Raw genomic sequence first — 24,482 nt, 5'->3', positions numbered from 1 at the left:
TGCCACCATGAATCTGACCCTGCGCCAGCTGCACGCCTTCGACGCGGTGGCCGAGACCGGCAGCTTCACCGCCGCGGCCGCGCGCCTGCATCTCACGCAGTCGGCGCTGAGCGTGCTGGTCCGCGAGCTCGAGCGCGAGATGGGCGTGCAGCTCTTCGATCGGCACACGCGGCGCGTGCTGCTGTCGGAGGCCGGCCGCGCTTTCCAGCCCTCGGTGCAGCGCCTCTTGGCCGACCTCGCCGGCGCGGTGGCCGGCGTGACCGAGCTGCGCGACCAGAAGCGCGGCCTGCTGCGGCTGGCCGCGCCGCAGCTGATGGCCTGCACGCTGATGCCGCGCGTGATCGCGGCCTACCGCGAGCGCCATCCGGACATCGACGTTCGGCTGGTCGATACGCTGCCCGAGCACCTGCTTGCAGGGCTGGCATCGGGCGAGGCGGAGCTCGCGGTGGGCCAGGACGTGGAAGTGGACGCCGCGGCCATCGAGCGCCGCACCCTGTTCCGCGATCGGCACTGGCTGATCTGCCCGCAGGACCACGCGTTCGCGCGCCGCCGCCAGGTGCGCTGGAGCGAGCTCGGACCCTACACCTTCATCGCGCCCACGCGCGACTTCCGCCAGCGAGTGTTGCCCGAACTGGAGGCCGACGCGCGCACCTTCCTGATGCGGGCTTCGACGCAGGAGGTGTCGTACATGACGACCGCGCTAGGCATGGTGGCGTCGGGCCTGGGCCTGACGGTCTGTCCGACCTACTCGGCCTCGCTGGTGCAGGCCCATGGGCTGCGGATGGTCAAGCTCGACCAGCCGGACTTCCATCGCGAGGTGTGCGTCTACGCGGCTGCGCGGCGCTCGCTGTCGCCTGCGGCGGCGGGCTTCGTCCGGATCTTGGAGCACTTCGTGCACAAGCCCGGGTTGTCGCGCTGATACAAGGCGCCCTGCGGCCAAACCTACAATTGCCTTTCGCCTCTTGTCGAGGTGCCTCCCTCGCCTCCATCCCTTCCTACCCATGAACGTCCTTCGATTCAACGATCTCGTCGCGCAAGGCAAAGTCGCCGGCCAGCGCGTGTTCATCCGAGCCGACCTCAATGTGCCGCAGGACGATGCCGGCAACATCACCGAGGACACGCGCATCCGTGCCTCGGTCCCCTGCATCCGCCAGGCGCTCGATGCGGGCGCCGCTGTGATGGTCACCTCCCATCTCGGCCGGCCGACGGAGGGCCAGTTCAGGCCCGAGGATTCCCTGGCGCCGGTCGCCAAACGTCTGGGCGAGCTGCTGGGCCGCGAGGTGCCGCTGGTGCCGGACTGGGTCGGCGGCGTGCAGGTCGCGCCGGGCCAGGTCGTCCTGCTGGAGAACTGCCGCCTCAACAAGGGCGAGAAGAAGAACGACGAGGCGCTCGCCCGCAAGCTGGCCGCGCTGACCGACATCTACGTCAACGATGCCTTCGGCACGGCGCACCGCGCCGAGGCCACGACCTACGGCATCGCGCAGTTCGCGAAGATCGCCTGCGCGGGCCCGCTGCTGGCGGCCGAGATCGACGCCATCACCAAGGCCCTGGCGCAGCCCAAGCGGCCGCTGGTGGCGATCGTCGCGGGCTCCAAGGTCAGCACCAAGCTCACCATCCTCAAGAGCCTCGCCGACAAGGTCGATCAGTTGATCGTGGGCGGCGGGATCGCCAACACCTTCATGCTGGCGTCCGGCCTTCCGATCGGCAAGTCGCTGGCCGAGCCCGACCTGCAGGACCAGGCCAAGGCCGTGATCGACGCCATGCGTGTACGCGGCGCAGCGGTGCCGATCCCGGTCGACGTGGTCACCGCCAAGACCTTCTCCGCGGATGCGCCCGCCACGGTGAAGGATGCGAACGCGGTGGCCGAGGATGACCTGATCCTGGACATCGGCCCCAAGACCGCCGAGATCCTGGCGGCGCAGCTGCGCGAGGCCGGGACCATCGTCTGGAACGGCCCGGTGGGCGTGTTCGAGTTCGACGCCTTCTCCAAGGGGACGGAAGCCATCGCGCGCGCCATCGCCGACAGCGGCGCCTTCTCGATCGCCGGCGGCGGCGACACGCTGGCCGCGATCGCCAAGTACGGGATCGAAGACCAGGTCGGCTACATCTCGACCGGCGGCGGCGCCTTCCTGGAAGTGCTCGAGGGCAAGACCCTGCCGGCTTTGGAGATCCTGGAAAAGCGAGCAGCAGGTTGAGTCCGGCGCGAGGGTGCGGCGGAATTGCAGCCCGGGGGGACTATCGCCGGACCTGTAAAGTGTATACAGTACAGAATACAAACCGGAGACCCGCAGCATGAGCACGACCCGCCTTCCACGCCACGCCACCAAGATCGTCGCCACGCTCGGCCCGGCCTCGAGCACGCCCGAGCTGCTCGAGCAGATGATCCATCACAAGGTCAGCGTGGTGCGGCTCAACTTCAGCCACGGCACCGCGCAGGACCACATCGGCCGCGCCGCCATGGTGCGCGAGGCGGCGCGCAAGGCGGGCCGCGAGGTGGCGATCATGGCCGACCTGCAGGGCCCGAAGATCCGGGTCGGCAAGTTTGCAGAGGGCAAGGTCTGGCTGGAGCCGGGGGCGAAGTTCGTGCTCGACGGCGCGCGCACCGAGCTCGGCGACATCGCCGCCGTGGGCCTGGACTACAAGGACCTGCCGCGCGACGTGAAGCCGGGCGACAGCCTGCTGTTGAACGACGGCCTCATCGTCCTCACCGTCGATGCCGTCAAGGGCGAGGCGGTGCACACCACGGTGCGGCTGGGCGGCGAGCTCTCGAACAACAAGGGCATCAACAAGCAGGGCGGGGGGCTCACGGCGCCGGCGCTGACGGCCAAGGACATGGAGGACATCAAGACCGCCATGAGCTTCCAGGCCGACTACGTGGCCGTGAGCTTCCCCAAGAACGCGACCGACATGGAGATGGCACGCCAGCTGTGCAACGTCGCGGCGGCCGAGTACGGCCACAAGCCGGGGCTGATCGCCAAGATCGAGCGCGCCGAGGCGATCCCCAAGCTCGAGGAAATCCTGCGCGCCAGCGACGGCATCATGGTCGCGCGCGGCGACCTCGCGGTCGAGGTGGGCAACGCCGCGGTGCCGGCGCTGCAGAAGAAGATGATCCGCATGGCGCGCGAGATGGACAAGGTGGTCATCACCGCCACCCAGATGATGGAGTCGATGATCAGCAACCCGGTGCCCACCCGCGCCGAGGTCAGCGACGTGGCCAACGCAGTGCTCGACGGCACCGACGCGGTGATGCTCTCGGCCGAGACCGCCTCGGGCCGCTATCCGCTGGAGACCGTGCAGGAAATGAGCCGGATCTGCGAGGCGGCCGAAGCCGCCGAGGACCCGCACCTCGATGCCGACTTCAGCGGCCAGGCCTACAGCCGCATCGACCAGTCGATCGCCATGGGCGCGCTCTTCACCGCGCACCACCTGGGTGCCAAGGCCATCGTCGCGCTGACCGAATCGGGATCCACCCCGCTGTGGATGAGCCGGCACCGCGCCCACATCCCGATGTACGCCCTGACCTCGCGCCTGGCCACCCAGCGCAAGATGGCGCTCTACCGCAACGTGCGTCCGCTGTTGATGGATGCCGAGAGCGATCGCGACACGGCGCTGCTGCAGGCCGAGGCCCACCTCAAGAAGCGCGGCATCGTGCAGACCGGCGACATCTACGCCATCACTTGCGGCGAACCCATGGGCGCGCCGGGCGGCACCAACATGCTCAAGATCTGCAGAGTCGGTTGAAGCGCAGCGTCCCGGACGAGGCGTCGGAGCCGTCCGACAGGGGTGCTCAGTAGAATCGCGGTAGTTTTTCCTTCTTAATTTTCCCCGCGAGGTACACCCATGGCACTTGTCTCGATGCGCGAACTGCTCGACCACGCTGCGGCCAACGGCTACGGCATCCCGGCCTACAACGTCAACAACCTGGAACAGGTGCAGGCCGTGATGGAAGCGGCCAAGGAGACCGGAGCACCGGTGATCCTGCAGGCCAGCGCAGGCGCGCGCAAGTACGCGGGCGAGCCCTTCATCAAGCACCTGATCCTGGCCGCCGTCGAGGCCTACCCGAACATTCCACTGGTGATGCACCAGGACCACGGCCAGAGCCCCGACGTGTGCCAGGGCGCCATCAACCTGGGCTTCTCCTCGGTGATGATGGACGGTTCGCTCGAAGCAGACGGCAAGACCATCGCCAGCTATGACTACAACGTCGACGTCACCCGCAAGGTGGTCGACATGGCCCACAAGGTCGGCGTGACCGTCGAAGGCGAGCTGGGCTGCCTGGGCTCGCTCGAGACCATGAAGGGCGACAAGGAAGACGGCCACGGCACCGACGCGACCATGACGCGCGAGCAACTGCTGACGGACCCGGAGCAGGCCGCCGACTTCGTCAAGAGGACCCAGCTCGATGCGCTGGCCATCGCCATCGGCACCAGCCACGGCGCCTACAAGTTCACCCGCAAGCCCACCGGCGACATCCTGGCGATCGACCGCATCAAGGAGATCCACCGCCGCATCCCCAACACCCACCTGGTGATGCACGGCTCGTCTTCGGTGCCGCAGGACCTGCTGGCCATCATCCGCCAGTACGGCGGCAACATGAAGGAAACCTACGGCGTGCCGGTCGAGGAGATCCAGGAAGCCATCAAGCACGGCGTGCGCAAGATCAACATCGACACCGACATCCGCCTGGCGATGACCGGCGCGGTGCGCAAGTTCATGGCCGAGAACCCCGAGAAGTTCGACGCCCGCGAATGGCTCAAGCCCGCGCGCGAGGCCGCCAAGCAGATTTGCAAGCAGCGCTATATCGAATTCGGCTGCGAAGGCCAGGGCCCGAAGATCAAGGGCGAGACCCTGCAGGTGGTGGCCGCCAAGTACGCCAAGGGCGAGCTCGCGCAAGAAGTCGTCTGAGCGCTTCGCTTTCCTGCCGAAGCCACCCTCGCGGTGGCTTTTTTCATCGCCGGGCCGCCCCAATATGAAAAAACCCCCTCGGGGGGCAGCGACCACACGAAGTGAGGGAGCCTGGGGGCCTTTTTTCATCGCCGGGCCGCCCCAAGATGAAAAACCCCCTCGGGGGGCAGCGACCACACGAAGTGAGGGAGCGTGGGGGCCATTTTTCACGCGCACAATCTCGGTCGTTCCCCCGTTTTCGCCGTTCCACCATCCCGCCATGACCACCGTCCACACTTCCTCCATCCAGAGCCTGCCCCTGCTTGCGCGCGGCAAGGTGCGCGACAACTACGCGGTCGGCGAGGACCGCATCCTGATGGTGGCCAGCGACCGCCTCTCGGCCTTCGACGTGATCATGGGCGAGCCGATCCCGGGCAAGGGCGTGATCCTGACGCAGATGGCGCTTTGGTGGTTCGACCGGCTGGGCCACCTGTGCCCCAACCACCTGACCGGCGAGGCGCCCGAGAGCGTGGTGACGGCCGCCGAGGTGCCGCAGGTGCGCGACCGCTCGATGTTGGTCAAGCGCCTCAAGCCCATACCCGTCGAGGCGGTGGTGCGCGGCTACCTCGCGGGCAGCGGCTGGAAGGAATACCAGGAGAGCCGTTCCGTCTGTGGCGTGCCCCTGCCCGAGGGCCTGGGCAATGCCAGCAAGCTGCCGCAGCCGATCTTCACGCCCGCGGCCAAGGCGGCGGCGGGCGCGCACGACGAGAACATCAGCTACGAGCGCGTGGTCGAGGTGGTCGGCCCCACGCTCGCGCAGCAGATCCGCGAAACCAGCATCGCCATCTACGAGACGGCTGCCGCCATCGCGCTGACCAAGGGCATGATCATTGCCGACACCAAGTTCGAATTCGGCCTCGACGAGGCCGGCACGCTGGTTTTGATGGACGAGGTGCTGACTCCCGACAGCTCGCGCTACTGGCCGGTCGAGGGCTACCAGGCCGCGCTCGCCGCCGGCGCCAACCCGCCGAGCTACGACAAGCAGTTCGTGCGCGACTGGCTGGAGGGGGTCAAGGTCAACGGCAAGCCCTGGGACAAGACGCCGCCGGCGCCACGTCTGCCCGCCGAGGTGATCGAGAAGACGGCGGCCAAGTACCGCGAAGCGCTGGACCGGCTGACCGGTTGACCACCCGGAGGCCGCCCGCCCCCGGAGGTGAATAAATCACAAATCCGTGGGCAATAGTCACCGCACGGCGAAGCCACGATTTCACACACTTGTCCTCATTCCAACGGATGAGGAAAGTGCCATGAACGCGACGATTGCCGAACTGCCCGCCCCCCAGGACGAAGCCCGCGCCGGAGCCCCGGCGTCCGATGCGCTGCAGGCCGCCCTGCTGGCGCGCGCGCTCGACGAGATCGACCATGGCCTGCTGCTCGTCGACCTGAGCGGTCGCGTCCTGCATGCCAACCAGCCCGCGCGACGCGAGCTGGCGGGCGGCCGCGCGCTGCGGACGGTCGATGGCCTGCTGTGTGCCGCGCTGCCTGCCTCGCAGGCCAAGCTGCGCCAGGCGCTGAAGGACGCGGAGCGCGACTGCCGCAGCATCGTGGAGCTCGATCCCGAGGGCGAGACGCTCTCGCTGGCCTTCGTGCCGTTGGCACATGGCAGCGCGAGGGTCGACGCGGTGCTGATCATCTGCAGCCGGCGTTCCAACTGCGAGACGCTCACCGTGCAGATGTTCGCCCGTGCCAAGCGCCTGACGCCGGCGGAGCAGGCCGTGTTGACGCAGCTGTGCGCGGGCCGCGGCGCCCAGGAGATCGCCTGCGAGCAGGGCATCCGCGTCTCCACCGTGCGCACCCACATCAAGAACGTGCGGCAGAAGACCGGCCGCGGCAGCGTCCGCGAGATCGTCCGTGAGCTGTCGCGCATGCCCCAGATCGTGTCTTCGCTGCGGCTGGCAGGGCAAGGCTGAGGGCAGGGCGCGCAGCGGCTTGCCCGTCGCGTCGGCGATCCCATCGCAGGGGGTGCGGGCCGTATAGTCCGCGCATGCCGCCGACGCCCGCTGCACCCCGCGCCGACCCCCTTGCCGAACTGCCGCCGCCGCTCCAGAAGCTCGCCGCGCTCGGCGCGCAGCGCCGCTACCGGGCCCACGCCATGCTCATCGAGGAGGGCGACCAGGGCGGCTCCGTCTACATCGTGCTTTCGGGCCAGCTGCGCGCCTTCGTCTCCGATACGCGCGGGCGCGAGGTGACCCTGGGCCTGCACGGGCCGGGCGAGTATGTGGGCGAGATGTCGCTCGACGGCGGCCCTCGCTCAGCCAGCGTTCAGGCCGTGAGGCCGACGGTGTGCGTGGTGGTGACGCGCGAGACCATGCTCCGGCATTTGGCGCTCGACCCGGAATTGGCGCGCGAGCTCATCATGCGGTTGATCCGGCGCGCAAGACTGGCTACCGAGAGCGCCAGAAGCATGGCCTTGCTCGATGTCTACAGCCGGCTGCGGGCGCTGCTGGAGGACCGATCGCAGCCGCAGCCTGACGGCACCCTGCAGATGGAGCGGCTGACCCACCAGGCGATCGCCAGCGAAATCGGATGCTCGCGCGAGATGGTGAGCCGGCTGTTGAAGGATCTGGAGAGCGGCGGCTACGTGGCGGCGCTCGGGCGGCGACTGGTCCTACTCAAGCCCCTACCGGCCAAATGGTGAGCCGGGCGGGGCTCAACGTGCTCCGCCGTTGCTCAAGGTCGCGACCGTTCGCCCGCTCGCGTCCAGCAGCGAGAGCCTCGACATCCCCTGCAGCCGGTAGCTGGCGGTGGCCTGCAGCGCCGCGAAGAACTGGGTCTCGTTGATGGTGCTCGCCTCGTTGGGGCAGGCCATGCGCGTCGCGCCCAGCTGCCGCACCCTGAGCGTGCTGCCGCTGCGTTCGTAGGTGCCGGTGACGCGGTTGCAGCCGCCCGAGCCGGTCACCCTTCCGCTGCTCCGGTCGAACTGGATCTGGGCGTTGCGCCGCGGATCACTGCTCGGCTCGATCAGTTCGCTGCCGAGCTGCTCCAGCTGCCAGACCGGCCCTTCGATCGGCTCGTCGAGGTTGATGCCGCTGCCGCAGCCGCCCGCCAGCAGGGATGCGGACAGAACCGTCGTCAAGAAGAGGAAGCGCATGGCCGGACTTTCCTTTGCAACATGTCGAAACCCGCCAATCGTATGCGAGCCCGTTCAGCGCGCCAACGCCGCCCCCGCCCGGCCCGGCCGCATCGTCAACAACGAGAGACCAAGCCTGCGCTCACATGGATGCGACATCGACGAGTCTGGTCCGTGCTTCAGCTCAGCACCACGCTGCTGAGCCGGCGCCGATATGTTGCCACCGTCGGATCGTCCGGCGGGATCTGGCCGTCTGCCACCTTGGGCCTGGGCGGCTCGATGATCTCGAGGATCGCGATGTAGGTCTTGCGCGCCAGCTCCTCGTTCCAGTTCTTGTCGCGCATCAGGATCTCGAGCAGCTCGTCCATCGCCTCGGTCCAGCGCTGCGCGGCCATCAGCAGGCGCGCCCGGTCGAAGCGGGCCTGGAAGTCGCGCTTGTTGGCGGCGATACGCGCCTCGGCATCGGCGATCGCCGGCGCCGCGCCCGTCGCCGGTGCCGCGAAGTCGTTCGCATCCATCCAGCGCTGCAGGGCGTCCAATCGGCGCACTGCCGGCGCCTTGGCAATCACCGGCGCGAAGGCCACCTTGGCATCGTCGGTGCGGCCTTCCTGGAGCAGCAGCTTGATGTAGTCGAAGCGCGCGTCGTCGTTGGACGGGTCGGTGGCGACCGCATGTTGCAGCCGTTCGAGCGCGCCCTCGGTGTCGCCCTCGGCCAGCGCGTCCTGCGCGGCCTCCTCGTGCTCGGCGGCCTCGAGTTCGTCCTCGCCCGGCACATGCTTGTCGAGGAAAGCGCGGATCTGTTCGGCGGGAATCGCGCCGACGAAGCCGTCGATCGGCTGGCCGTCCTTGAACATCACGCAGAACGGGATGCTGCGCACGCCGAACATCTGGCTGAGCTGCTGGGAAATCTGGGGCACCTTGTCGGCGTCGAGCTTGGCCAGCGTGAAACGCCCGCCATACTCGGCCTCCAGCTTTTCGAGCACCGGCCCGAGCTGCTTGCAGGGGCCGCACCACTCGGCCCAGATGTCGAGCAGCACCGGGGTGGTCATCGAGCCGTCGATCAGCTCGGTCTGGAAGTTTTCGAGGGTGATGTCGATCATCGCGGGAAGCTGGGGGTGAAACGTAAAATTGAAACCATGAAGCAAGCCATACAGGTCGGCGTCGTGATGGGCTCGAACTCCGATTGGGAGACGATGCGCAACGCGGTCGAGATTCTCCAGCAATTCGGCATCGCCCACGAGGCTCGGGTGGTCTCCGCGCACCGAATGCCCGACGAACTGTTCGCCTACGCCGAGAAGGCCGCCGCGCGCGGCCTGGCGGCTATCATCGCCGGCGCCGGCGGGGCGGCCCACCTGCCGGGCATGCTGGCGGCCAAGACCACGGTGCCGGTGCTGGGCGTGCCGGTGGCGAGCCGGCACCTGCAGGGCGTGGATTCGCTCTACAGCATCGTGCAGATGCCCAAGGGCGTGCCGGTCGCGACCTTCGCGATCGGCAACGCCGGCGCGGCCAACGCCGCCTTGTTCGCGATCGCGATGCTGGCCGTGGGCGACCCGGCGCTGCGCGAGCGGCTCGACGCCTTCCGCGCCAGGCAGACCGAAGCGGCGCAATCGATGACGCTGCCCCCGCCCGAGGCGCCGGCGGTGTCCCCGTTCTCGCCCCAGGGCGGAGGAGCACTGTGACCGCCATCCTGCCCGGCGCCACGCTCGGCGTGGTGGGCGGCGGCCAACTCGGCCGCATGTTCGTGCACGCGGCCCAGCGCATGGGCTATCTCACAGCGGTGCTCGACCCCGATGCCGACAGCCCCGCCGGCCGCGTGAGCCATCATCACATCCACACCGACTTCGCCGACGTCGACGGCCTCGCGCGGCTCGCCGGCCTGGCCGATGCCATCACCACCGAGTTCGAGAACGTGCCGGCCGCCTCGCTGGAACATCTCGCGGTGGCCCGGCCCGTGCGGCCCGGCGCTACCGCGGTGTCGATCGCGCAGGACCGCGTGCGCGAGAAGAGCCACTTCGTGGGCTGCGGCGTGGACTGCGCGCCCTACGCGGTCATCGAGTCGGCCGAGCAGGTCGTGCTCGTGCCGCCGAACCTGCTGCCGGGCATCCTCAAGACCGCGCGCCTCGGCTACGACGGCAAGGGCCAGCAGCGTGTCGACACCCGCGACGAACTGGCCGCCGCCTGGGACCGCGCTGGCCAGGTGCCCTGCGTGCTCGAGAAGCTGCTGCCGCTGGACTTCGAGTGCTCGGTCATCGTTGCGCGCGGGTACGACGGCCAGATCGTGCACTTCCCGCCGCAACGCAACCTGCACCGCGGTGGCATCCTCGCGGTGACCGAGGTGCATGCGAACAACATTCCCGATGCGGCCGCGCGGCTGGCCATCGAGTCGGCCGTCGCGATCGCGGAAGGCCTCCAGTACGTGGGCGTGCTGTGCGTCGAGTTCTTCGTGCTGGCCGATGGGGCCCTGGTGGTCAACGAGATGGCGCCGCGCCCGCACAACAGCGGCCACTGGACCCTGGATGCCTGCGACGTCTCTCAATTCGAGCTGCAGGTGCGCACCCTTGCCGGCCTGCCCCTGAATCCGCCGCGCCAGCACAGCCCTGCGGTGATGCTGAACCTGCTGGGCGACCTCTGGTTCCCGGACGATGAACCCAAGGCCGTCCAGCCGCGTTGGGCCGACGTGCTGGCGCTCCCGGGCACGCACCTGCACCTCTATGGCAAGGCCGACGCGCGCCGCGGCCGCAAGATGGGCCATCTCACCATCACCGGCGAGGACATCGAGGCGATCCGCAGCACGGCCGATTTCGCCGCCGCGCTGCTGGGCCTGCCGATTCCTCTCTCCGAATAACCAAGCGCGATGACAATTCGCGACGGCCATTCGCCCGAAGCCATCCAGGAAGCCACTCGCGTCCTGCGCGCCGGCGGCCTGGTCGCCTTCCCGACCGAAACCGTCTACGGCCTCGGCGCCGACGCGACGAGCGACGATGCGGTCGCGGGCATCTTCTCGGCCAAGGGCCGGCCCCGCAACCATCCGCTGATCGTCCATGTGGCGGCTGGCGTCAAGGGCACGGAGTCGCTGTCGCGCTTCGCCCAGCCGCTGCCGCCCTTCGCGCAGAAGCTGGTCCAGGCCTTCTGGCCCGGTCCGCTCACGTTGATCGTCACGCGCCAGCCCGGCGTCGCCGCCGCCGCGGCCGGTGGGCAGGACACCGTCGGCCTGCGCTGCCCCGCCCATCCCGTCGCGCAGGCCCTGCTGGTCGCCTGTGCCGAGCAAGGCGTGCCCGGCGTTGCGGGGCCGAGCGCGAACCGCTTCGGCCGCGTGAGCCCCACGACCGCCCTCCATGTGCAGCAGGAGTTCGGCGACGCGCTGCTGGTGATCGACGGCGGCCCCTGCGAGGTGGGCATCGAATCGACCATCGTCGACTGCAGCCGCGGCCAGCCGGTGCTGCTGCGCCCCGGCGCGATCACCCGCGCGCAGATCGAGGCTGCCTGCGGCGAGTCGCTGCGCGACAGGCACGAGCTGGCGGCGCCCGATCCGCGCGCCTCGGGCACGCTGGAGGCGCACTACGCGCCCAGCGCCAAGCTGAGGCTGATGGACGCCAAGGCGCTGCAGGCCGGCCTCGACGTGCTCGGCGCCAACGCCGCGCACCTGGCCGTATGGTCGCGCAGCCCGCTCAAGTGCCGTTCGCAGCGCGTGCTGCTGCGGCGCATGCCCGACGATGCCGCGACCGCCGCCCAGCAGCTGTTCGCGATGCTGCGCACCTTCGATGCCGAAGGCGTCAAGCTGATCTGGGTAGAGACGCCACCCGCCGACCCGGAGTGGGAAGGCGTTCGCGACAGGCTGCAGCGCGCCGCCGCCTGAGAAGGTGTGAACGAACCCGCCGTGGCCGCTCATCACACCTTCTGAGCCCCTCGCGCTACTTCACCGTGTCGAACAGGGCCCGTGCGCGCACGTGGCAGAAGGGCGGCTCGTAGGTGCCGTGGTAGGCGCCGAAGTAGGTCGCGTAGGCTGGCGTGGCCGGATCGGTCGGCGCCTTGCCGCCGGGGCCGTAGGTCGCCTGGATCTGCGCATCCACGTCCACCGTCGTGACCGTGGTCACGCCGCGCGCATCGAAGTCCGCCTTCGCCGGCACCATGTGCACCGCCGGCGGCACGGTCGGATCGCCGGCGCCGCCGCACAGTAGCGTCTTCGCGCGCGGACTCCAGCCGAGCAGGTCGTTCTTCCTGGCATCGAGGAAGAGCGCGTTGTTCGGGTTGGTCTGGACGTCCGTGAGGAAGGCTTCCTGGAACAGCGCATCGCGCACCTGGTTCGGCGTCTCGCCGTTGGCGCCGGGCAGGCTGCCACTGGTCACCAGCGTGGTGTAGTTCAGCGTCGGGCTGGGCAGCAGGTTCTCGATGTAGCCGGCATAGGGCTGCTTGTAGACCGTGTTCACGTCGGTGTAGACGTCCCCGTACACCTTCTGGTACGAGTTGACGATGAAAGGCACGAAGAACTGGTAGCCCGCGACCGCCTGCGTTAGCTTGAAGGAGCCCGAGAGGTTGTAGGGCCCCGCCATGTGTGCGCCAGCCACCACGTTGAACTCCAAGGGGTTGTCGCGCTCGGCCGCACGGTGCGCAGCCATCGAGGAATGGCCCCCCTGCGAGTAGCCGCTGAACATCACCTTGCCCGACAGCGAGCCTCCTGCGCTCGCCACCGCGGCACGCGCTGCCCGCACCGAGTCGAGCACCGTGCGCGCCTCCGAGTCGGCATGCAGGTAGGGGTGGTACGGAAAGGTGGACTTGGCGTAGCCCAGGTAATCGGTGGCGACCACCGCATAGCCCTGGGCTGCGTACATCGCACTCAGCAAGAAGGTCTCCGAGTCTTGCGGATTGGCCAGCGTGCGCGGCTTCTGCACATCCGTGCCCTTGGCGTAGGCCACGAGCGGCGCGGCGTTGGCGCAGGCCCCGGCCGGCATCAGCAGCACGCCGGAGGCGTTGGTGGCTTCGCCCTTCGGGCCCACGGTGCTGTAGTTGAGCGAGACCACGTTGACGTCGCACCTGGCCTTGCCGCTGAGCGCCTGGAGGCCGCTCTGCGCGGTGCCGGCGTCGATCTGCGCCGTGCTGAGCGAGGCCACGATGACCGGCGGTTCCTTCAGCAAGCCGGTGCCGGTCCCGGACCCGATGAAAGCGAAGCCACCGCCGCCATCGCCGCCGCCGCCGCAGGCAGCCAGCAGGCTGGCCGTCAGGACGGCGCTCAGAAGGTGCAGACATTTCATGCGGGTCTCCGTGGTGTGTGTTGTGGAGGCGTGAGAGGCGCGCACGATCCTAGGCTTGCCCTGGCCCAGGCAAGACAAGGGAAACCCCGAGCCGCCGATGTGCCCGGGTCACCTGGGCGACTGCGCATTCAGTTGTCCTGCGCCGCCCAGTCGACCAGCGCATCGAAGGCCGGCCGCGCGGCGCCCGCGCTGCCGTGGTTCGCGATCGCGACCACCACCCAGCGCCGGCCGCTGGCGCCGTGCACGTAGCCAGCGATGCCCGCCGAGTCGCGAAGGCTCCCGGTCTTCAGGTGGGCCGCGCCGCCGAGGCGCAGCACGCGCTTGCGCAGCGTGCCGTCCACGCCCATGGCCGGCAGCGAGGACACCAGCTCGGGCATCAGCGCCGAGCGCCAGGCCACCTGCAGCATCTTCGCGAGCGCCGCCGCGCTGATGCGCTCCTCGCGCGACAGGCCCGAGCCGTTGTCGAACACGGGCTGGCCTTCGCCGGTGCCGACGCGATCGTTCCACCACTGGCGCAGCGTCGCGCGCGCGCCTTCCAGCGTGCCGCGCCGCTTCTGCTGCAGGCCGAGCGTGAGGAACAACTGCTGCGCCATCACGTTGTTGCTGTACTTATTGATGTCGCGCACCACCTCGGCCAGCGGCGGCGACTCGAACACGAAGGCCGGCTTGAGGCCGCGCGGCACGGGGCCCTCGCGCACCTGGCCCTTCAGCCGGGCCCCCATCTCGGCCCACGTCCCGCCGACGGCGCGCATCGCATAGCTGCGCGGGTCCGCATAGGCCACCGCCCAGGTCTTCTCGCCGCAGGCCGCGGGGTAGCTGCCCGCAAAGCCCATGCGCGCCGGATCGCCGAAGGCCGGCGCCAGCGCGGCACGCCAGTCGCCGCATTCGCCGGCCGAAAGCGGCACCGTGGAGGGTGTGCTCACGCCGCTCAGGAAGGGCTCGAAGTTGACCTGCGCTGTCTGCCCGTCGCGGTTCGGCTGGAAGGTCATGACCACCGACTTGAAATTGATCAGCAGCGCATCGGGCGCGGCGTTGTACGGCCGCTGGCCCTCGCCGTCGAAGGCGGCCGGATCGATGTCGGCCACCTCGAAGGCGCTGCGGTCCAGCACGATGTCGCCGGTGATGGTGTGGATGCCCAGCCCCTGCACGCGGCGCAGCAGCAGCCAAAGGCGCTCCAGGACCAGCTTGGGATCGCCCTGGCCCTGGATGTAGAGATTGCCGGCCAGCACGCCGTCCCGTACCGGCCCGTCGACGTATACCGGCGTGCTCCAGGTGAAGGCCGGCCCCAGCAGGTCGAGCGCGGCGTAGGTGGTGACCAGCTTCATGACCGAGGCCGGATTCACCGGCACCTGTGTGCGCCAGGCCAGCCGCGGCGGGCGCACGCCATCGGCGTCGGCCACCAGCATCGTGACGGCGTCGCGCGGCACCCGGGCGCGGGCCAGCGCGGCCTCTACGTCGGCCGGAAGGGGCTGGGCCAGCGCGGGCGCCGAAGCCAGTGCGGCGACCAGGATGAACAGGCGGACGGCGCGCTGCGCCAGGGGCTTCGGGGCGGGAGGCATCGCGCGATTATCCAGAGCGTCGACCCGCAGAGGCCCCGGACGGCGCGGCGCATGGCCGCCCCCGGGATAATCGCGCGATGCCTGCACAAACGAAGCTCCTGGCCTTCGACACCAGCACCGAGTGGATGTCGGTCGCGGTGCGCCATGGCGAGCGCCTGGTCTCGCGCACCGGCCCCGGCGGCGCCCAGGCCTCCAGCAGCCTGATCCCGCTGATCCTGGAACTGCTCGCCGAAGCCGGCCTGGCCATGGCCGAGCTCGACGCCATCGCCTTCGGGCGGGGCCCCGGGTCCTTCACCGGCTTGCGCACCGCCTGCTCGGTCGCACAGGGGCTGGGTTTCGGCGCCGGTGTCCCGTTGCTGCCGGTCGACACGCTGCACGCGGTGGCGGAGGAGGCGCGCCACCGCTTCGGCGCCGCGCGCATGGTCGCGCTGCTCGACGCGCGCATGGATGAGCTCTATGTCGCGCACTACGATTTCGAGCAGCCCGCGCTGAGCGACGCCGAGCCGCGGCTGCTGGCGCCCGAGCAGGTGCAAGTGCCGCCGGGCTGGGCGCTTGCGGGGAATGTCTTCGCCGCCTACGGCGAGCGCCTGCCGGCCGCCGCGGCACGTCACGAGGCGCTCCCCGCCGCCGAGGCGATGCTGAGGCTGGCCCCTGGATTGCTTGCTGCCGGGCGGGCAGTCGCGCCAGCGCAGGCGTGGCCGCTGTATGTTCGCGATAAAGTCGCACAAACCACGCAAGAGCGCGCTGCCCTCAAGGCGGCCCCGCAACCCATCAGCTGACATGAGCCGCACGGCCGCTCCGAAGGCGAATAGCACCGCAGCCGAAGGCGGAGGTACTCCAATGAGCCGCACGGCCGCTCCGAAGGCGAATAGCACCGCAGCCGAAGGCGGAGGTACTCCAATGAGCCGCACGGCCGCTCCGAAGGCGAATAGCACCGCAGCCCGCAGGGCGGAGGTTATCCAATGAGCGCAGTCCTTCAGCCACGTGAAGCCCGCCTCGAACCGATCACGCTCGAGCGGATCCCGGCCGTGTGCGCGATCGAACGCAGCGCCTACACCCACCCCTGGACGCCGGCCAACTTCAGCGACTCGATGATCGCCGGCTACCACTGCCAATGCCTGGTGGCCCCGGCCGCCGTGCCCGACGAGGCCGCGACGGCGCGGCGGCCACGCGCGCTCTGGGGCCGGCGGGCCGCGCAGGCCGGCGTCGAGACGCTGATCGGCTATTTCGTCGCCATGAAGGGCGTCGACGAGGTGCACCTCCTCAACATCACCGTGGCGCCGGCCTTCCAGGGCCAGGGCTGGGCGCCGCTGATGCTGGAGGCGCTGTCGGGCTGGTCGCGCGGCCAGAACGCGCAGTGGCTCTGGCTCGAGGTGCGGGCCAGCAACCTGCGGGCACTGGCCATCTACGAGCGCCACGGCTTCCGGCGCGTGGGCATGCGCAAGGGCTACTACCCGGCCGACGGCCATGCACGCGAGGACGCGGTGGTGATGAGCCTGCGCCTCAATGAATCCAGCAGCGCCTGGGGCAGCTTGAAATAGAAGACAAGACATGAACGGTACGCTGAACCTGGACGCGCGGCAGCGCGCGATGCTCGACGAGATGGGCATCAAGCTCTGGTGGCCCGCCGCGGCGCCTGTCGGCACGCCGGTGACGGTGGAGGCGCCTGCCCCGCACAGCGCAACCGAGGAAGCCGTCGCTGCGCCGGTGGCCGTCCGCGCCGTGGTGCCGGCGCCGCCGCCGATCTCCGCGCCCCCTGCCGCGGCCCGCCCGTCGGCCGCGCCCTCCGGCGCGAGCGTGCTGATCGAGGCCACCCGCCATCTCTACGGCCCCGAGACGGAGGGCGGCTGGCTGATCGTCGCCGACATGCCGCCCGAGCTCGACGGCCGCCATGGCGAGCCCTTCTCCGGGGATGCCGGCCGCCTGTTCGAGGCCATGCTGCGCGCGCTGCAACTGCATGGCGGCGCCGCGCCCGTGCGCCTGATGCGCACTCACCGCGGCGTGGCCTCGGGCCAGCCGGGCAGCCCGCGTCCCATCGCCGAGGGATTGGCCGATGCGGCGCCGGCGCCGCAGGTGGTGCTGGCGATGGGACCGCTGGCCGCGCAGAGCCTGCTGCAAAGCGGCGAGCCGCTCGGGCGGCTGCGGGGCCAGCCCGCGCGCGTCGCCATGCCGGGGTGGGAGAAGGTCCCCGTCGTCGTGACCTACCACCCGGCCTACCTGCTGCGCAATCCGGCCGACAAGGCGCGCGCCTGGGCCGACCTGTGCCTGGCCGCCGCGCAGTTGCCGCCGACGCCGAACTGAGCGCTTGCCGGGTCGGCGCCTAGAATTCCGCCCCATGATCTTCCTGGACAAGCTGCGCGCCGCCGAGCGCCGCAACGGCTCGCTGCTGTGCGTGGGCCTCGACCCCGAACCCGCGAGGTTCCCCGCCCGGCTGAAGGGCGACGCCGGCAAGATCTACGACTTCTGTGCCGCCATCGTCGACGCCACGGCCGACCTGGTGATCGCCTTCAAGCCGCAGATCGCCTACTTCGCCGCATACCGCGCCGAGGATCAGCTCGAAAAGCTGATGGAGCACCTGCGCCGCAACGCTCCCCACGTGCCGGTGATCCTCGACGCCAAGCGCGGCGACATCGGCTCCACCGCCGAGCAGTACGCACGCGAGGCCTTCGAGCGCTACGGCGCCGATGCTGTCACGCTCTCGCCCTTCATGGGCTTCGATTCGGTCGAGCCCTACCTGCGCCACGAAGGCAAGGGCGCCTTCCTGCTGTGCCGCACCAGCAATCCGGGCGGCGACGACTTGCAGGCCCAGCGCCTCGCCGGCGTGGAAGGGCAGCCCTTCCTGTATGAACACATCGCGAAGCTGGTGCAGGGCCCCTGGAACCTGAACGGGCAGCTGGGCCTGGTGGTCGGTGCCACCTATCCGGCCGAGATCGAGCGAGTTCGCGCGCTGGCGCCGACCGTGCCGCTCCTGATTCCCGGCATCGGCGCCCAGGGCGGCGATGCGATCGCCACGGTGCGCGCTGGCTGGCGCGCCGATGCGCCGATCGTGGTCAGTTCCTCGCGCGCCATTTGTTACGCGTCGGCCGGCGAGGACTTCGCCAAGGCCGCACGGGACGAGGCCATTCGTACTCGCGACCGACTCGAGCAAGCCAAGAACTGAAACCGTCCTCGTCGGTGCCGACAGGTATCAATTGTGTCCGGTGACCAAAAAAGTCACATTTCGGAACAATTGTTGTCGATATTCCTCGCCTTTTAGGGCTCGCTGCGGACGGTCAGGGGCCGGCATGGCACTTGCCTTGGAGGCCACGGCGCCATGCGCCGAGGAGCGAGGACATCATGGTGGAAGATCTAGCGACCGATCGCGCCGGAGCGATCGACGAGCCGCTGCGCGCGCCTGAAGCGTTTGCAGAAAGCAGCCCAGCGGCCACGACCGGACTGCGCAACCCCCTGCCGCTGTCGGCTGCGCTGGCCGCCGCGGCGGCGCTCGCGGCCTGCGGCGGTGGCGGTGGCGGTGGCGGTGGCGGCGGTTTCGCCGGGTTGGGCATCGGCAACAACGGTGGCAGCAGCGGCGACACGGTCCAGGCCGGCACCCTGACCCCCCTGGCCAGCACGCCGAGCGCACAAACCTACGTTTACAGCCAGGCCAAGACCGACGACGAGGCTGCGCGCTTCCTGCTGCAGGCCCAGTTCTCCGCCTCCGAGGCCGAGATCGCCGCGGTGCGCGCCCAGGGCTACCTGCCCTGGCTCGGTGAGCAGATGGACCGGGCGCCGACGCAGACCGGCTGGGCGTGGATCGCGAGCAAGCCCCACGGCGCCGTCAACACAGACGACATGATCTGGAACCAGCTCATGACCTCGGCCGACGGCGTACGCAAGCGCCTGGCGCTGGCCCTTTCCGAGATCTTCGTGGTCTCGGCCAACGACATCAGCTCCAACTGGACTGCCTACATGTTCGCCCAGTACTGGGACATGCTGGTCGCGGGCGTCACCGGCAACTTCCGCCAGCTGCTGGAGAACGTGACGCTCAACCCCGCGATGGGCTACTACCTCAACACCAAGGGCAACCAGAAGGAGAACGCCCAGGGCCGCCAGCCGGACGAGAACTACGCGCGCGAGGTCATGCAGCTCATGAGCATCGGCCTCTACCAGCTCAATGCCGACGGCTCGGTCAAGGCCGGCGCCGACGGCACACCCCTGGAGACCTACGCGCAGGACGACGTCACCAGCCTGGCACGCGTGTTCACCGGCTACGACCTCGACATCCCCGCCGCCGAGCGCAACGCCTTCACGCCGCCGGGCGAGAGCTACACCATCGAGAGCAATGCCTGGACCCAGCGGCCCATGGCGCTCACTGCCTCGCGCCATTCGATGCTGGAGGCCAGGTTCCTCGGCACCACCGTGCCCGCCAACACCGAGGGCAAGGCCGCGCTCAAGATCGCGCTGGACACGCTGTTCAACCATTCCAATGTCGGGCCCTTCATTGGCCGGCAACTGATCCAGCGCCTGGTCACCAGCAACCCGAGCGCGGCCTACGTGAAGCGCGTGTCCGATGTCTTCGCCGACAACGGCGCCGGCGTGCGCGGCGACATGAAGAGCGTGTTCGCCGCAGTGCTGCTCGACAACGAGGCGCGCAGCCCCGCGGGTCTCGCGGACCCGAACTTTGGCCACCTGCGCGAGCCGATGCTGCGGCTGGTGCAGTGGGGGCGCACCTTCGGCGCCGGCTCCGCGGCCGGCACCTGGAAGATCGGCAACCGCTCCGACGCGGCGAGCTCGCTGGGCCAGAGCCCGCTGCGCTCGCCCTCGGTCTTCAACTTCTTCCGCCCCGGCTATGTGCCGCCGTCCAGCGCGATGGCGGATGCCAAGCTGGTCGCGCCCGAGTTCCAACTGGTCAACGAGACCAGCGTAGGCGGTTATCTCAACTTCATGCAGAACGTGGTGCCCAACGGCTTCAATGGCAGGGACGTGATCGCGAGCTACGCCGCCGAGAAGGCGCTGGTGCTCGATCCGGCCGCGCTGGTGCGCCGCCTCAACCTGCTGATGGCGGCCAACCAGCTCGACGCCGGCACCGTCGAGCTGATCACCAACGCCCTGGCCACGCCGGCCGTCACCGCGACCAGCAGCGACACCCTCAAGAACAACCGGGTGTACGCCGCCGTGCTCATGGTGATGGCCGCGCCGGGCTACCTGGTCCAGAAATAAGGAACGCGCGATGCACCTGATCGATCCCCAGGCCCATACCCGCCGCGCCTTCCTGCGCCGCTCGGGCCAGCTCGCCATCGCCGGCAGCGCGCTGCCCTTCGCGCTCAACCTCGCCGCCATCGGCGAGGCGGCCGCGCAGGCGGCCCCCGGCGACGACTACAAGGCGCTGGTGTGCGTCTTCCTGTTCGGCGGCAACGACTACGCCAACACCGTCGTCACCTACGACGACCCCAGCTACAACGCCTACAGCGCGATCCGCGGCGGCGCCGCCGGCCAGGCCGCCGGTGGCGTCGCGCTGGCCAAGGCCGATCTCGCGCCGACGCTGCTCAGCCCGAGCACGCCCCTGGCCGAGGGGCGGCAGTATGCGCTGCACCCGGCCATGACCGCGCTGGCAGGCCTCTTCAACACCGACGGCAGGATGGCGGTGCAGCTCAACGTGGGCCCGCTGGTCGTGCCGCTCACGCGCGCCCAGTTCAACAACAGCAACAAGAAGCTCTACCCGCAGCCGCCGAAGCTGTTCTCGCACAACGACCAGCAATCGACGTGGCAGTCCTCCTCGCCCGAGGGCTCGACCGTGGGCTGGGGCGGCAACATCGGCGACCTGGTGCTCACGCAGAACAGCAACGCGCTGTTCACCTGCATGTCGGTCGCGGGCAACGCGGTGTTCCTCTCGGGCGACGCGGCGCTGCAGTACCAGGTCAGCACAGGCGGCGCGGTCAGGATCGGCAGCGTGACGGGTGGCAACGTGTACGGCTCGAGCTCGGTCAAGGCCGCGATGGCGCAGCTCGTGCAGCAGGCGCGCGGCCATGCGCTGGAGAACGAATACAACAGGATCACGAAGCGCGCGGTCGACGCCGAAGGCAGCATCACCTCGGCCATCGGCGCCGCCTACGCGGCGGGCACCTTCCCGGACACCGGGCTCGGCCGGCAGCTCGCGATGGTCGCGCGCCTCATCCGCGGCCGCGCCACGCTGGGCACCCGGCGGCAGGTGTTCTTCGTCTCGATGGGCGGCTTCGACCTGCACGACAACCTGATCGCCAACCAGCCCGGCTTGATGAAGCAGCTGAGCGACGCCCTGGCGGCCTTCTACCGCGAGACGGTCGCGCTCGGCCTGGCCGACAAGGTCACGGCTTTCACGGCCTCCGATTTCGGCCGGACCCTGGCCTCCAACGGCGACGGCTCGGACCATGGCTGGGGTGGCCACCATTTCGTCGTCGGCGGTGCCGTGAAGGGCAAGCAGATCTATGGCACGCCGCAGGTCGTCAGCATCAACAACGACTCGAAGCTGCCGGGCTACGAGGGCCATGTGGGGCAGGGGCGGCTGATCCCCTCGACCTCGGTCGACCAGTACGGTGCCACGCTGGCGAGCTGGTTCGGCGTGCCCGCCGGCAGCCTGGAGAACATCCTGCCGAATCTCAGGAACTTCGGCGGGAACGTGAACGGGATCAATTACCCGAAGAACATCGGGTTCATGGTTTGAGGCGTCGGCTCCGTCGAACCGAGTGTCGACAGGCAAGTGTGGAATTGCCTCGATGGTTAGCTAAAATGGCTATCAGAAGGGGCCAACCATGCAAGTGACAGCGACTGAAGCCAAGAACCGATTCGGCTACTACCTGGGGCAAGCTGAGCGCGAGCCCGTGCACATCATGAAGAACGACCGCGTTGCCGGCGTGATCGTCTCGGCGGCCCGTTTTGCTGAACTTGAAGCGGCCGAACAGCAGAAGTCGATGGCAAAGCGTCGTCGCGATTTCAACGGCACCTACAAGGAGTGGATTGCGTCCCAGAACGATCTGGTGGAGCGCATTGGTGTCTTTGGCGAAGAGTTCAGGCCTTGGTAGCTTGACGCCGGCATGGCCCAGTTCGACGTCTACCCCAATCCATCGAAGCATCAACGCGCCGACATCCCGTGGATTGTCGACATCCAGAGTGATCTGCTGTCCGCACTTACGACACGGCTGGTGGTTCCGCTGGCGCTTCGCAAGCACATGCCGCCCGCTTTGCCACGTGTCCTTTGCCCCGCCCTGCATTGGGGGGGTGAAACGTTGGTCGCGTTGCCGCACATGGCTGCGCCGATTCGCATCAGGGATCTGGGCTCTCCCAAAGGCAACTTGAAGTTGGAGGCCAGCGCGCTTGCCGGCGCCATCGACGCCGTCATCAGCGGTATTTGACCCAAGGAGTGCGGCACGAGGCACTGCCATACTGAGGGCCGCATTTTCAAAGGAGACTCCGATGAAATACACAGGCAGCTGTCATTGCGGCCGGATCGCGTTCGAAGTCGAGGGCGAGATCCAGGGCGCGATGGCGTGCAATTGCTCGATGTGCCAGCGCAAGGGCTCGCTGTTGTGGTTCGTGCCACACGAGAAGCTCGTGCTCAAGACCCCGCCCGAGGACATGAGCACCTACCTGTTCAACAAGCACGTGATCTCGCACCGCTTCTGCCCGGTGTGCGGCATCCATCCCTTCGGCGAGGGCACCGATCCCAAGGGCAACAAGATGGCGGCCATCAACATCCGATGCCTCGAGGGTATCGATCTCGAATCGGTCCCGGTGCAGCATTTCGACGGGCGCTCGAAGTGAGCCCCCGCGAGCTCGAGGCCTATCTGCACGCACACATCCCGCTGTCGAAGGCCATGCAGGTGAGCGTGCTGACGGCCGACGATTCGGCCGTGCTGCTCGCGGCACCGCTGGCGCCCAACATCAACCACCGCGAGACAGTGTTCGGCGGCAGCGCCTCGGCAGTAGCCATCCTCGCCGCGTGGTCGCTGCTGCACACCCGGCTTCAGCGTGCCGGCATCGCGAGCCGGCTGGTGATCCAGCGCAACCGCATGGACTATGGGCTGCCCATCACCGGGGACTTCACGGCGCGATCCTTCATACCCGAAGAGGCCCAGACCTGGCCGGCCTTTCTGCGCATGCTGACGCGCAAGGGTCGGGGGCGCATCGCGGTCGCAGCGGTGCTGGAGCAGGACGGCCGCGAAGTCGGCCGACTCGAAGGCGAATTCGTGGCGCTGGGCGCCCTGGCGGCCTGAAGCCAAGTTGCCTTCCGTCGACCGCCGCACGACAGTACGCCGACCATGACTACCCCTTCCTACCCGATCGAAGGCGGCTGCACCTGCGGGGCCGTGCGCTACCGCATGACAACGCGGCCGCTCTTCGTCCACTGCTGCCATTGCCGCTGGTGCCAGCGCGAGACCGGCAGCGCCTTCGCCCTCAACGCGATGATCGAGGCCGACCGCCTGCAGCGGCTGCAGGGCGAGCCCGAGCTGGTGCTCACGCCCTCGCTGAGCGGCAAGGGCCAGAAGATCGCGCGCTGCCCGCACTGCCGGGTCGCGCTCTGGAGCCACTACGCCGGCGCCGGCGAGGCGGTGTGCTTCGTGCGCGTCGGCACGCTCGACATGCCCGACCACCTGCCGCCCGACATCCACATCTTTACGACGTCCAAGCAGCCCTGGGTGCAGCTGCCGCCCGGCGTGCCCGCGGTGCCCGAGTACTACCGCAGCGCGGAGCAGTGGCCGGCCGACAGCCTGGAGCGCGGCAGGGCGCTGAAGGCCGCGCGGGCCGCCGCCACCGGCGGCTGAGGCCGGCCCCTCAGCGCCGCGCCGCGCCCAACCGCTGCGAGACCTCGCCGGCGCAGCGCTTCAGCGCCTGCGCGACCGGCCCCTCCCAGCTGGTATCGAAGACCGCCGTGGTCCCGATCGCCGTGATCGCCAGCGCGATCGCGCCCGTGTGGTCGAACACCGGCGCCGACATCGCGCTCACCCCAGGCACGATCTCGCCGTCGGAGCGGCTCATGCCGTGTTCGCGCACCGCGTGCAGCTGCGTCTCGAAGGCCTTCCAGTCCGGCAGCGGCGGCGCGGGCGGCATGCCCACGTGGCGCTCCGGCCGGGCGCTGCCTTTCTCGCGCCGCCGCTCCTTCTCCAGCATGCGCTTGACCACCTCGGTGTCGAGGTAGGCGGCGAACAGCCGGCCCGACGCGGTACTGGTCAGCGAGAACACCGTGCCGTGCCGCATGCTCACATGCAGGGCGGCCGGCGATTCGGCCACCCGCACGATGGTGGCGCCGCGGTCGCCCCACACCGCGATCGCCGTGGTGTGGCCGATCTCCTGCGCCAGTCCCGCCACCAGCGGCGTGGCGACGTGCACCGGATCGGCCTGCTGCAGGCTGATCAGCCCCAGTTGCAAGGCGAGCGGACCGAGCAGATAGTGGCCACTGGCGCGGTCCTGCTCGATCAGCCCGAGCCGGCTGAAGCTGACCAGGTAGGGATGCGCCTTGGCGGGCGACATCTCGGCCTCCCGGGCCAGGTCCTTCAGCGCCATCGGCCGGCCGTGGTGCACCAGTGCGCGCAGCAGCTGGCCGCCTACCTCGATGCTCTGGATGCCGCGCTGCGCGCGATCGCTGTTGTCAGTGGCCATGACCGTCCTGGCGTTTGTTCATGCAGAAGGCATTAGACATGAACGGAA

26 protein-coding genes are annotated in these 24,482 nt (G+C 69.2%); 21 read left to right on the top strand and 5 right to left on the bottom strand.

The features are described from left to right. The first annotated feature begins 7 nt into the window (after positions 1-7). The 7 genes from E5P3_RS28910 to E5P3_RS28880 all read left to right on the top strand — a co-directional run bounded on the left by E5P3_RS28910 (position 8) and on the right by E5P3_RS28880 (position 7,582). Positions 8-919: a LysR family transcriptional regulator gene (locus tag E5P3_RS28910; RefSeq protein WP_162589099.1), complete on the top strand. Its 912-nt coding sequence runs from the start codon at positions 8-10 to the stop codon at positions 917-919. An 82-nt stretch (positions 920-1,001) separates the two neighbouring features. Further along, entirely contained in the window at positions 1,002-2,195 is a 1,194-nt protein-coding gene (locus tag E5P3_RS28905; RefSeq protein ID WP_162589098.1) for a phosphoglycerate kinase, read from the top strand. Between the two features lie 97 nt (positions 2,196-2,292). Further along, on the top strand, positions 2,293-3,741 hold the full coding sequence (gene pyk / locus E5P3_RS28900) for a pyruvate kinase (RefSeq protein ID WP_162589097.1): 1,449 nt from the start codon (positions 2,293-2,295) through the stop codon (positions 3,739-3,741). A gap of 99 nt (positions 3,742-3,840) precedes the next feature. After that, positions 3,841-4,905 carry a class II fructose-bisphosphate aldolase gene (fba, locus tag E5P3_RS28895; RefSeq protein ID WP_162589096.1) on the top strand — a complete coding sequence of 355 codons (1,065 nt, stop codon included), beginning with the start codon at positions 3,841-3,843 and terminating at the stop codon, positions 4,903-4,905. A 259-nt stretch (positions 4,906-5,164) separates the two neighbouring features. After that, positions 5,165-6,070 carry a phosphoribosylaminoimidazolesuccinocarboxamide synthase gene (locus tag E5P3_RS28890; RefSeq protein ID WP_162589095.1) on the top strand — a complete coding sequence of 302 codons (906 nt, stop codon included), beginning with the start codon at positions 5,165-5,167 and terminating at the stop codon, positions 6,068-6,070. A 121-nt stretch (positions 6,071-6,191) separates the two neighbouring features. Further along, on the top strand, positions 6,192-6,854 hold the full coding sequence (locus E5P3_RS28885) for a helix-turn-helix transcriptional regulator (RefSeq protein ID WP_162589094.1): 663 nt from the start codon (positions 6,192-6,194) through the stop codon (positions 6,852-6,854). A 74-nt stretch (positions 6,855-6,928) separates the two neighbouring features. Beyond that, complete coding sequence (locus E5P3_RS28880; RefSeq protein WP_162589093.1) at positions 6,929-7,582, top strand: Crp/Fnr family transcriptional regulator; 654 nt, start codon at positions 6,929-6,931, stop codon at positions 7,580-7,582. A 12-nt stretch (positions 7,583-7,594) separates the two neighbouring features. On the opposite strand, the gene E5P3_RS28875 is transcribed toward E5P3_RS28880, so the two are convergent. Further along, on the bottom strand, positions 7,595-8,035 hold the full coding sequence (locus E5P3_RS28875; protein ID WP_162589092.1) for an META domain-containing protein: 441 nt from the start codon (positions 8,033-8,035) through the stop codon (positions 7,595-7,597). 158 nt (positions 8,036-8,193) lie between these two features. Then, a complete protein-coding gene (locus tag E5P3_RS28870; RefSeq protein WP_162589091.1) occupies positions 8,194-9,114 on the bottom strand; it encodes a tetratricopeptide repeat protein in 921 nt (306 codons plus the stop codon). 36 nt (positions 9,115-9,150) lie between these two features. On the opposite strand from E5P3_RS28870, the gene purE reads away from it, so the two are divergent. Genes purE through E5P3_RS28855 form a run of 3 tightly spaced genes read left to right on the top strand, consistent with a single transcriptional unit; the run spans position 9,151 to position 11,870 of the window. Further along, positions 9,151-9,693, top strand: coding sequence for a 5-(carboxyamino)imidazole ribonucleotide mutase (gene purE, locus E5P3_RS28865; RefSeq protein WP_162589090.1), 543 nt, complete (start codon positions 9,151-9,153; stop codon positions 9,691-9,693). Further along, positions 9,690-10,859: a 5-(carboxyamino)imidazole ribonucleotide synthase gene (locus tag E5P3_RS28860; RefSeq protein WP_162589089.1), complete on the top strand. Its 1,170-nt coding sequence runs from the start codon at positions 9,690-9,692 to the stop codon at positions 10,857-10,859. Before purE ends, E5P3_RS28860 begins: the two co-directional genes overlap by 4 nt. Before the next feature lie 9 nt (positions 10,860-10,868). Beyond that, positions 10,869-11,870, top strand: a complete 1,002-nt coding sequence (locus E5P3_RS28855) for an L-threonylcarbamoyladenylate synthase (protein WP_162589088.1) — start codon at positions 10,869-10,871, stop codon at positions 11,868-11,870. A gap of 55 nt (positions 11,871-11,925) precedes the next feature. Here E5P3_RS28855 and E5P3_RS28850 read toward each other — a convergent pair whose 3' ends face one another. Beyond that, positions 11,926-13,263, bottom strand: coding sequence for a lipase family protein (locus E5P3_RS28850; RefSeq protein WP_162589087.1), 1,338 nt, complete (start codon positions 13,261-13,263; stop codon positions 11,926-11,928). Positions 13,264-13,391: 128 nt separating this feature from the next. Next, positions 13,392-14,822 carry a D-alanyl-D-alanine carboxypeptidase/D-alanyl-D-alanine endopeptidase gene (dacB, locus tag E5P3_RS28845; protein ID WP_162589086.1) on the bottom strand — a complete coding sequence of 477 codons (1,431 nt, stop codon included), beginning with the start codon at positions 14,820-14,822 and terminating at the stop codon, positions 13,392-13,394. Between the two features lie 77 nt (positions 14,823-14,899). Between dacB and tsaB the strand changes: the two genes are divergently transcribed. The 11 genes from tsaB (at position 14,900) to E5P3_RS28790 (ending at position 23,599) form a co-directional block, all read left to right on the top strand. Then, positions 14,900-15,601 carry a tRNA (adenosine(37)-N6)-threonylcarbamoyltransferase complex dimerization subunit type 1 TsaB gene (gene tsaB / locus E5P3_RS28840; protein WP_162589085.1) on the top strand — a complete coding sequence of 234 codons (702 nt, stop codon included), beginning with the start codon at positions 14,900-14,902 and terminating at the stop codon, positions 15,599-15,601. A gap of 183 nt (positions 15,602-15,784) precedes the next feature. Next, on the top strand, positions 15,785-16,363 hold the full coding sequence (gene rimI, locus E5P3_RS28835; RefSeq protein ID WP_162589084.1) for a ribosomal protein S18-alanine N-acetyltransferase: 579 nt from the start codon (positions 15,785-15,787) through the stop codon (positions 16,361-16,363). A gap of 10 nt (positions 16,364-16,373) precedes the next feature. Then, entirely contained in the window at positions 16,374-17,123 is a 750-nt protein-coding gene (locus tag E5P3_RS28830; RefSeq protein WP_162589083.1) for a uracil-DNA glycosylase family protein, read from the top strand. A 34-nt stretch (positions 17,124-17,157) separates the two neighbouring features. Beyond that, on the top strand, positions 17,158-17,982 hold the full coding sequence (gene pyrF, locus E5P3_RS28825) for an orotidine-5'-phosphate decarboxylase (protein WP_162589082.1): 825 nt from the start codon (positions 17,158-17,160) through the stop codon (positions 17,980-17,982). A gap of 176 nt (positions 17,983-18,158) precedes the next feature. Further along, positions 18,159-20,021: a DUF1800 domain-containing protein gene (locus E5P3_RS28820; protein WP_162589081.1), complete on the top strand. Its 1,863-nt coding sequence runs from the start codon at positions 18,159-18,161 to the stop codon at positions 20,019-20,021. Positions 20,022-20,031: 10 nt separating this feature from the next. Then, positions 20,032-21,501, top strand: coding sequence for a DUF1501 domain-containing protein (locus E5P3_RS28815; protein WP_162589080.1), 1,470 nt, complete (start codon positions 20,032-20,034; stop codon positions 21,499-21,501). Between the two features lie 88 nt (positions 21,502-21,589). Then, entirely contained in the window at positions 21,590-21,859 is a 270-nt protein-coding gene (locus tag E5P3_RS28810) for a type II toxin-antitoxin system prevent-host-death family antitoxin (protein ID WP_162589079.1), read from the top strand. A gap of 12 nt (positions 21,860-21,871) precedes the next feature. Then, complete coding sequence (locus E5P3_RS28805; RefSeq protein ID WP_162589078.1) at positions 21,872-22,189, top strand: CcdB family protein; 318 nt, start codon at positions 21,872-21,874, stop codon at positions 22,187-22,189. Positions 22,190-22,250: 61 nt separating this feature from the next. Continuing rightward, on the top strand, positions 22,251-22,598 hold the full coding sequence (locus E5P3_RS28800) for a GFA family protein (RefSeq protein WP_162589077.1): 348 nt from the start codon (positions 22,251-22,253) through the stop codon (positions 22,596-22,598). Continuing rightward, positions 22,595-23,050, top strand: coding sequence for a YiiD C-terminal domain-containing protein (locus E5P3_RS28795; protein WP_232073359.1), 456 nt, complete (start codon positions 22,595-22,597; stop codon positions 23,048-23,050). The genes E5P3_RS28800 and E5P3_RS28795 overlap by 4 nt, the downstream gene beginning before the upstream one ends. Before the next feature lie 45 nt (positions 23,051-23,095). Then, positions 23,096-23,599 carry a GFA family protein gene (locus tag E5P3_RS28790; RefSeq protein WP_162589075.1) on the top strand — a complete coding sequence of 168 codons (504 nt, stop codon included), beginning with the start codon at positions 23,096-23,098 and terminating at the stop codon, positions 23,597-23,599. Between the two features lie 10 nt (positions 23,600-23,609). Here the strand turns inward: E5P3_RS28790 and E5P3_RS28785 are convergent, their stop codons facing one another. Further along, positions 23,610-24,434 carry an IclR family transcriptional regulator gene (locus tag E5P3_RS28785; RefSeq protein WP_162589074.1) on the bottom strand — a complete coding sequence of 275 codons (825 nt, stop codon included), beginning with the start codon at positions 24,432-24,434 and terminating at the stop codon, positions 23,610-23,612. Positions 24,435-24,482: the final 48 nt, after the last annotated feature.

Source organism: Variovorax sp. RA8 (genome assembly GCF_901827175.1).
Taxonomy (GTDB): Bacteria; Pseudomonadota; Gammaproteobacteria; order Burkholderiales; family Burkholderiaceae_C; genus Variovorax.
Note: the sequence above shows the minus strand (reverse complement) of the source record. Positions and strands in the feature narration are given on the sequence as shown.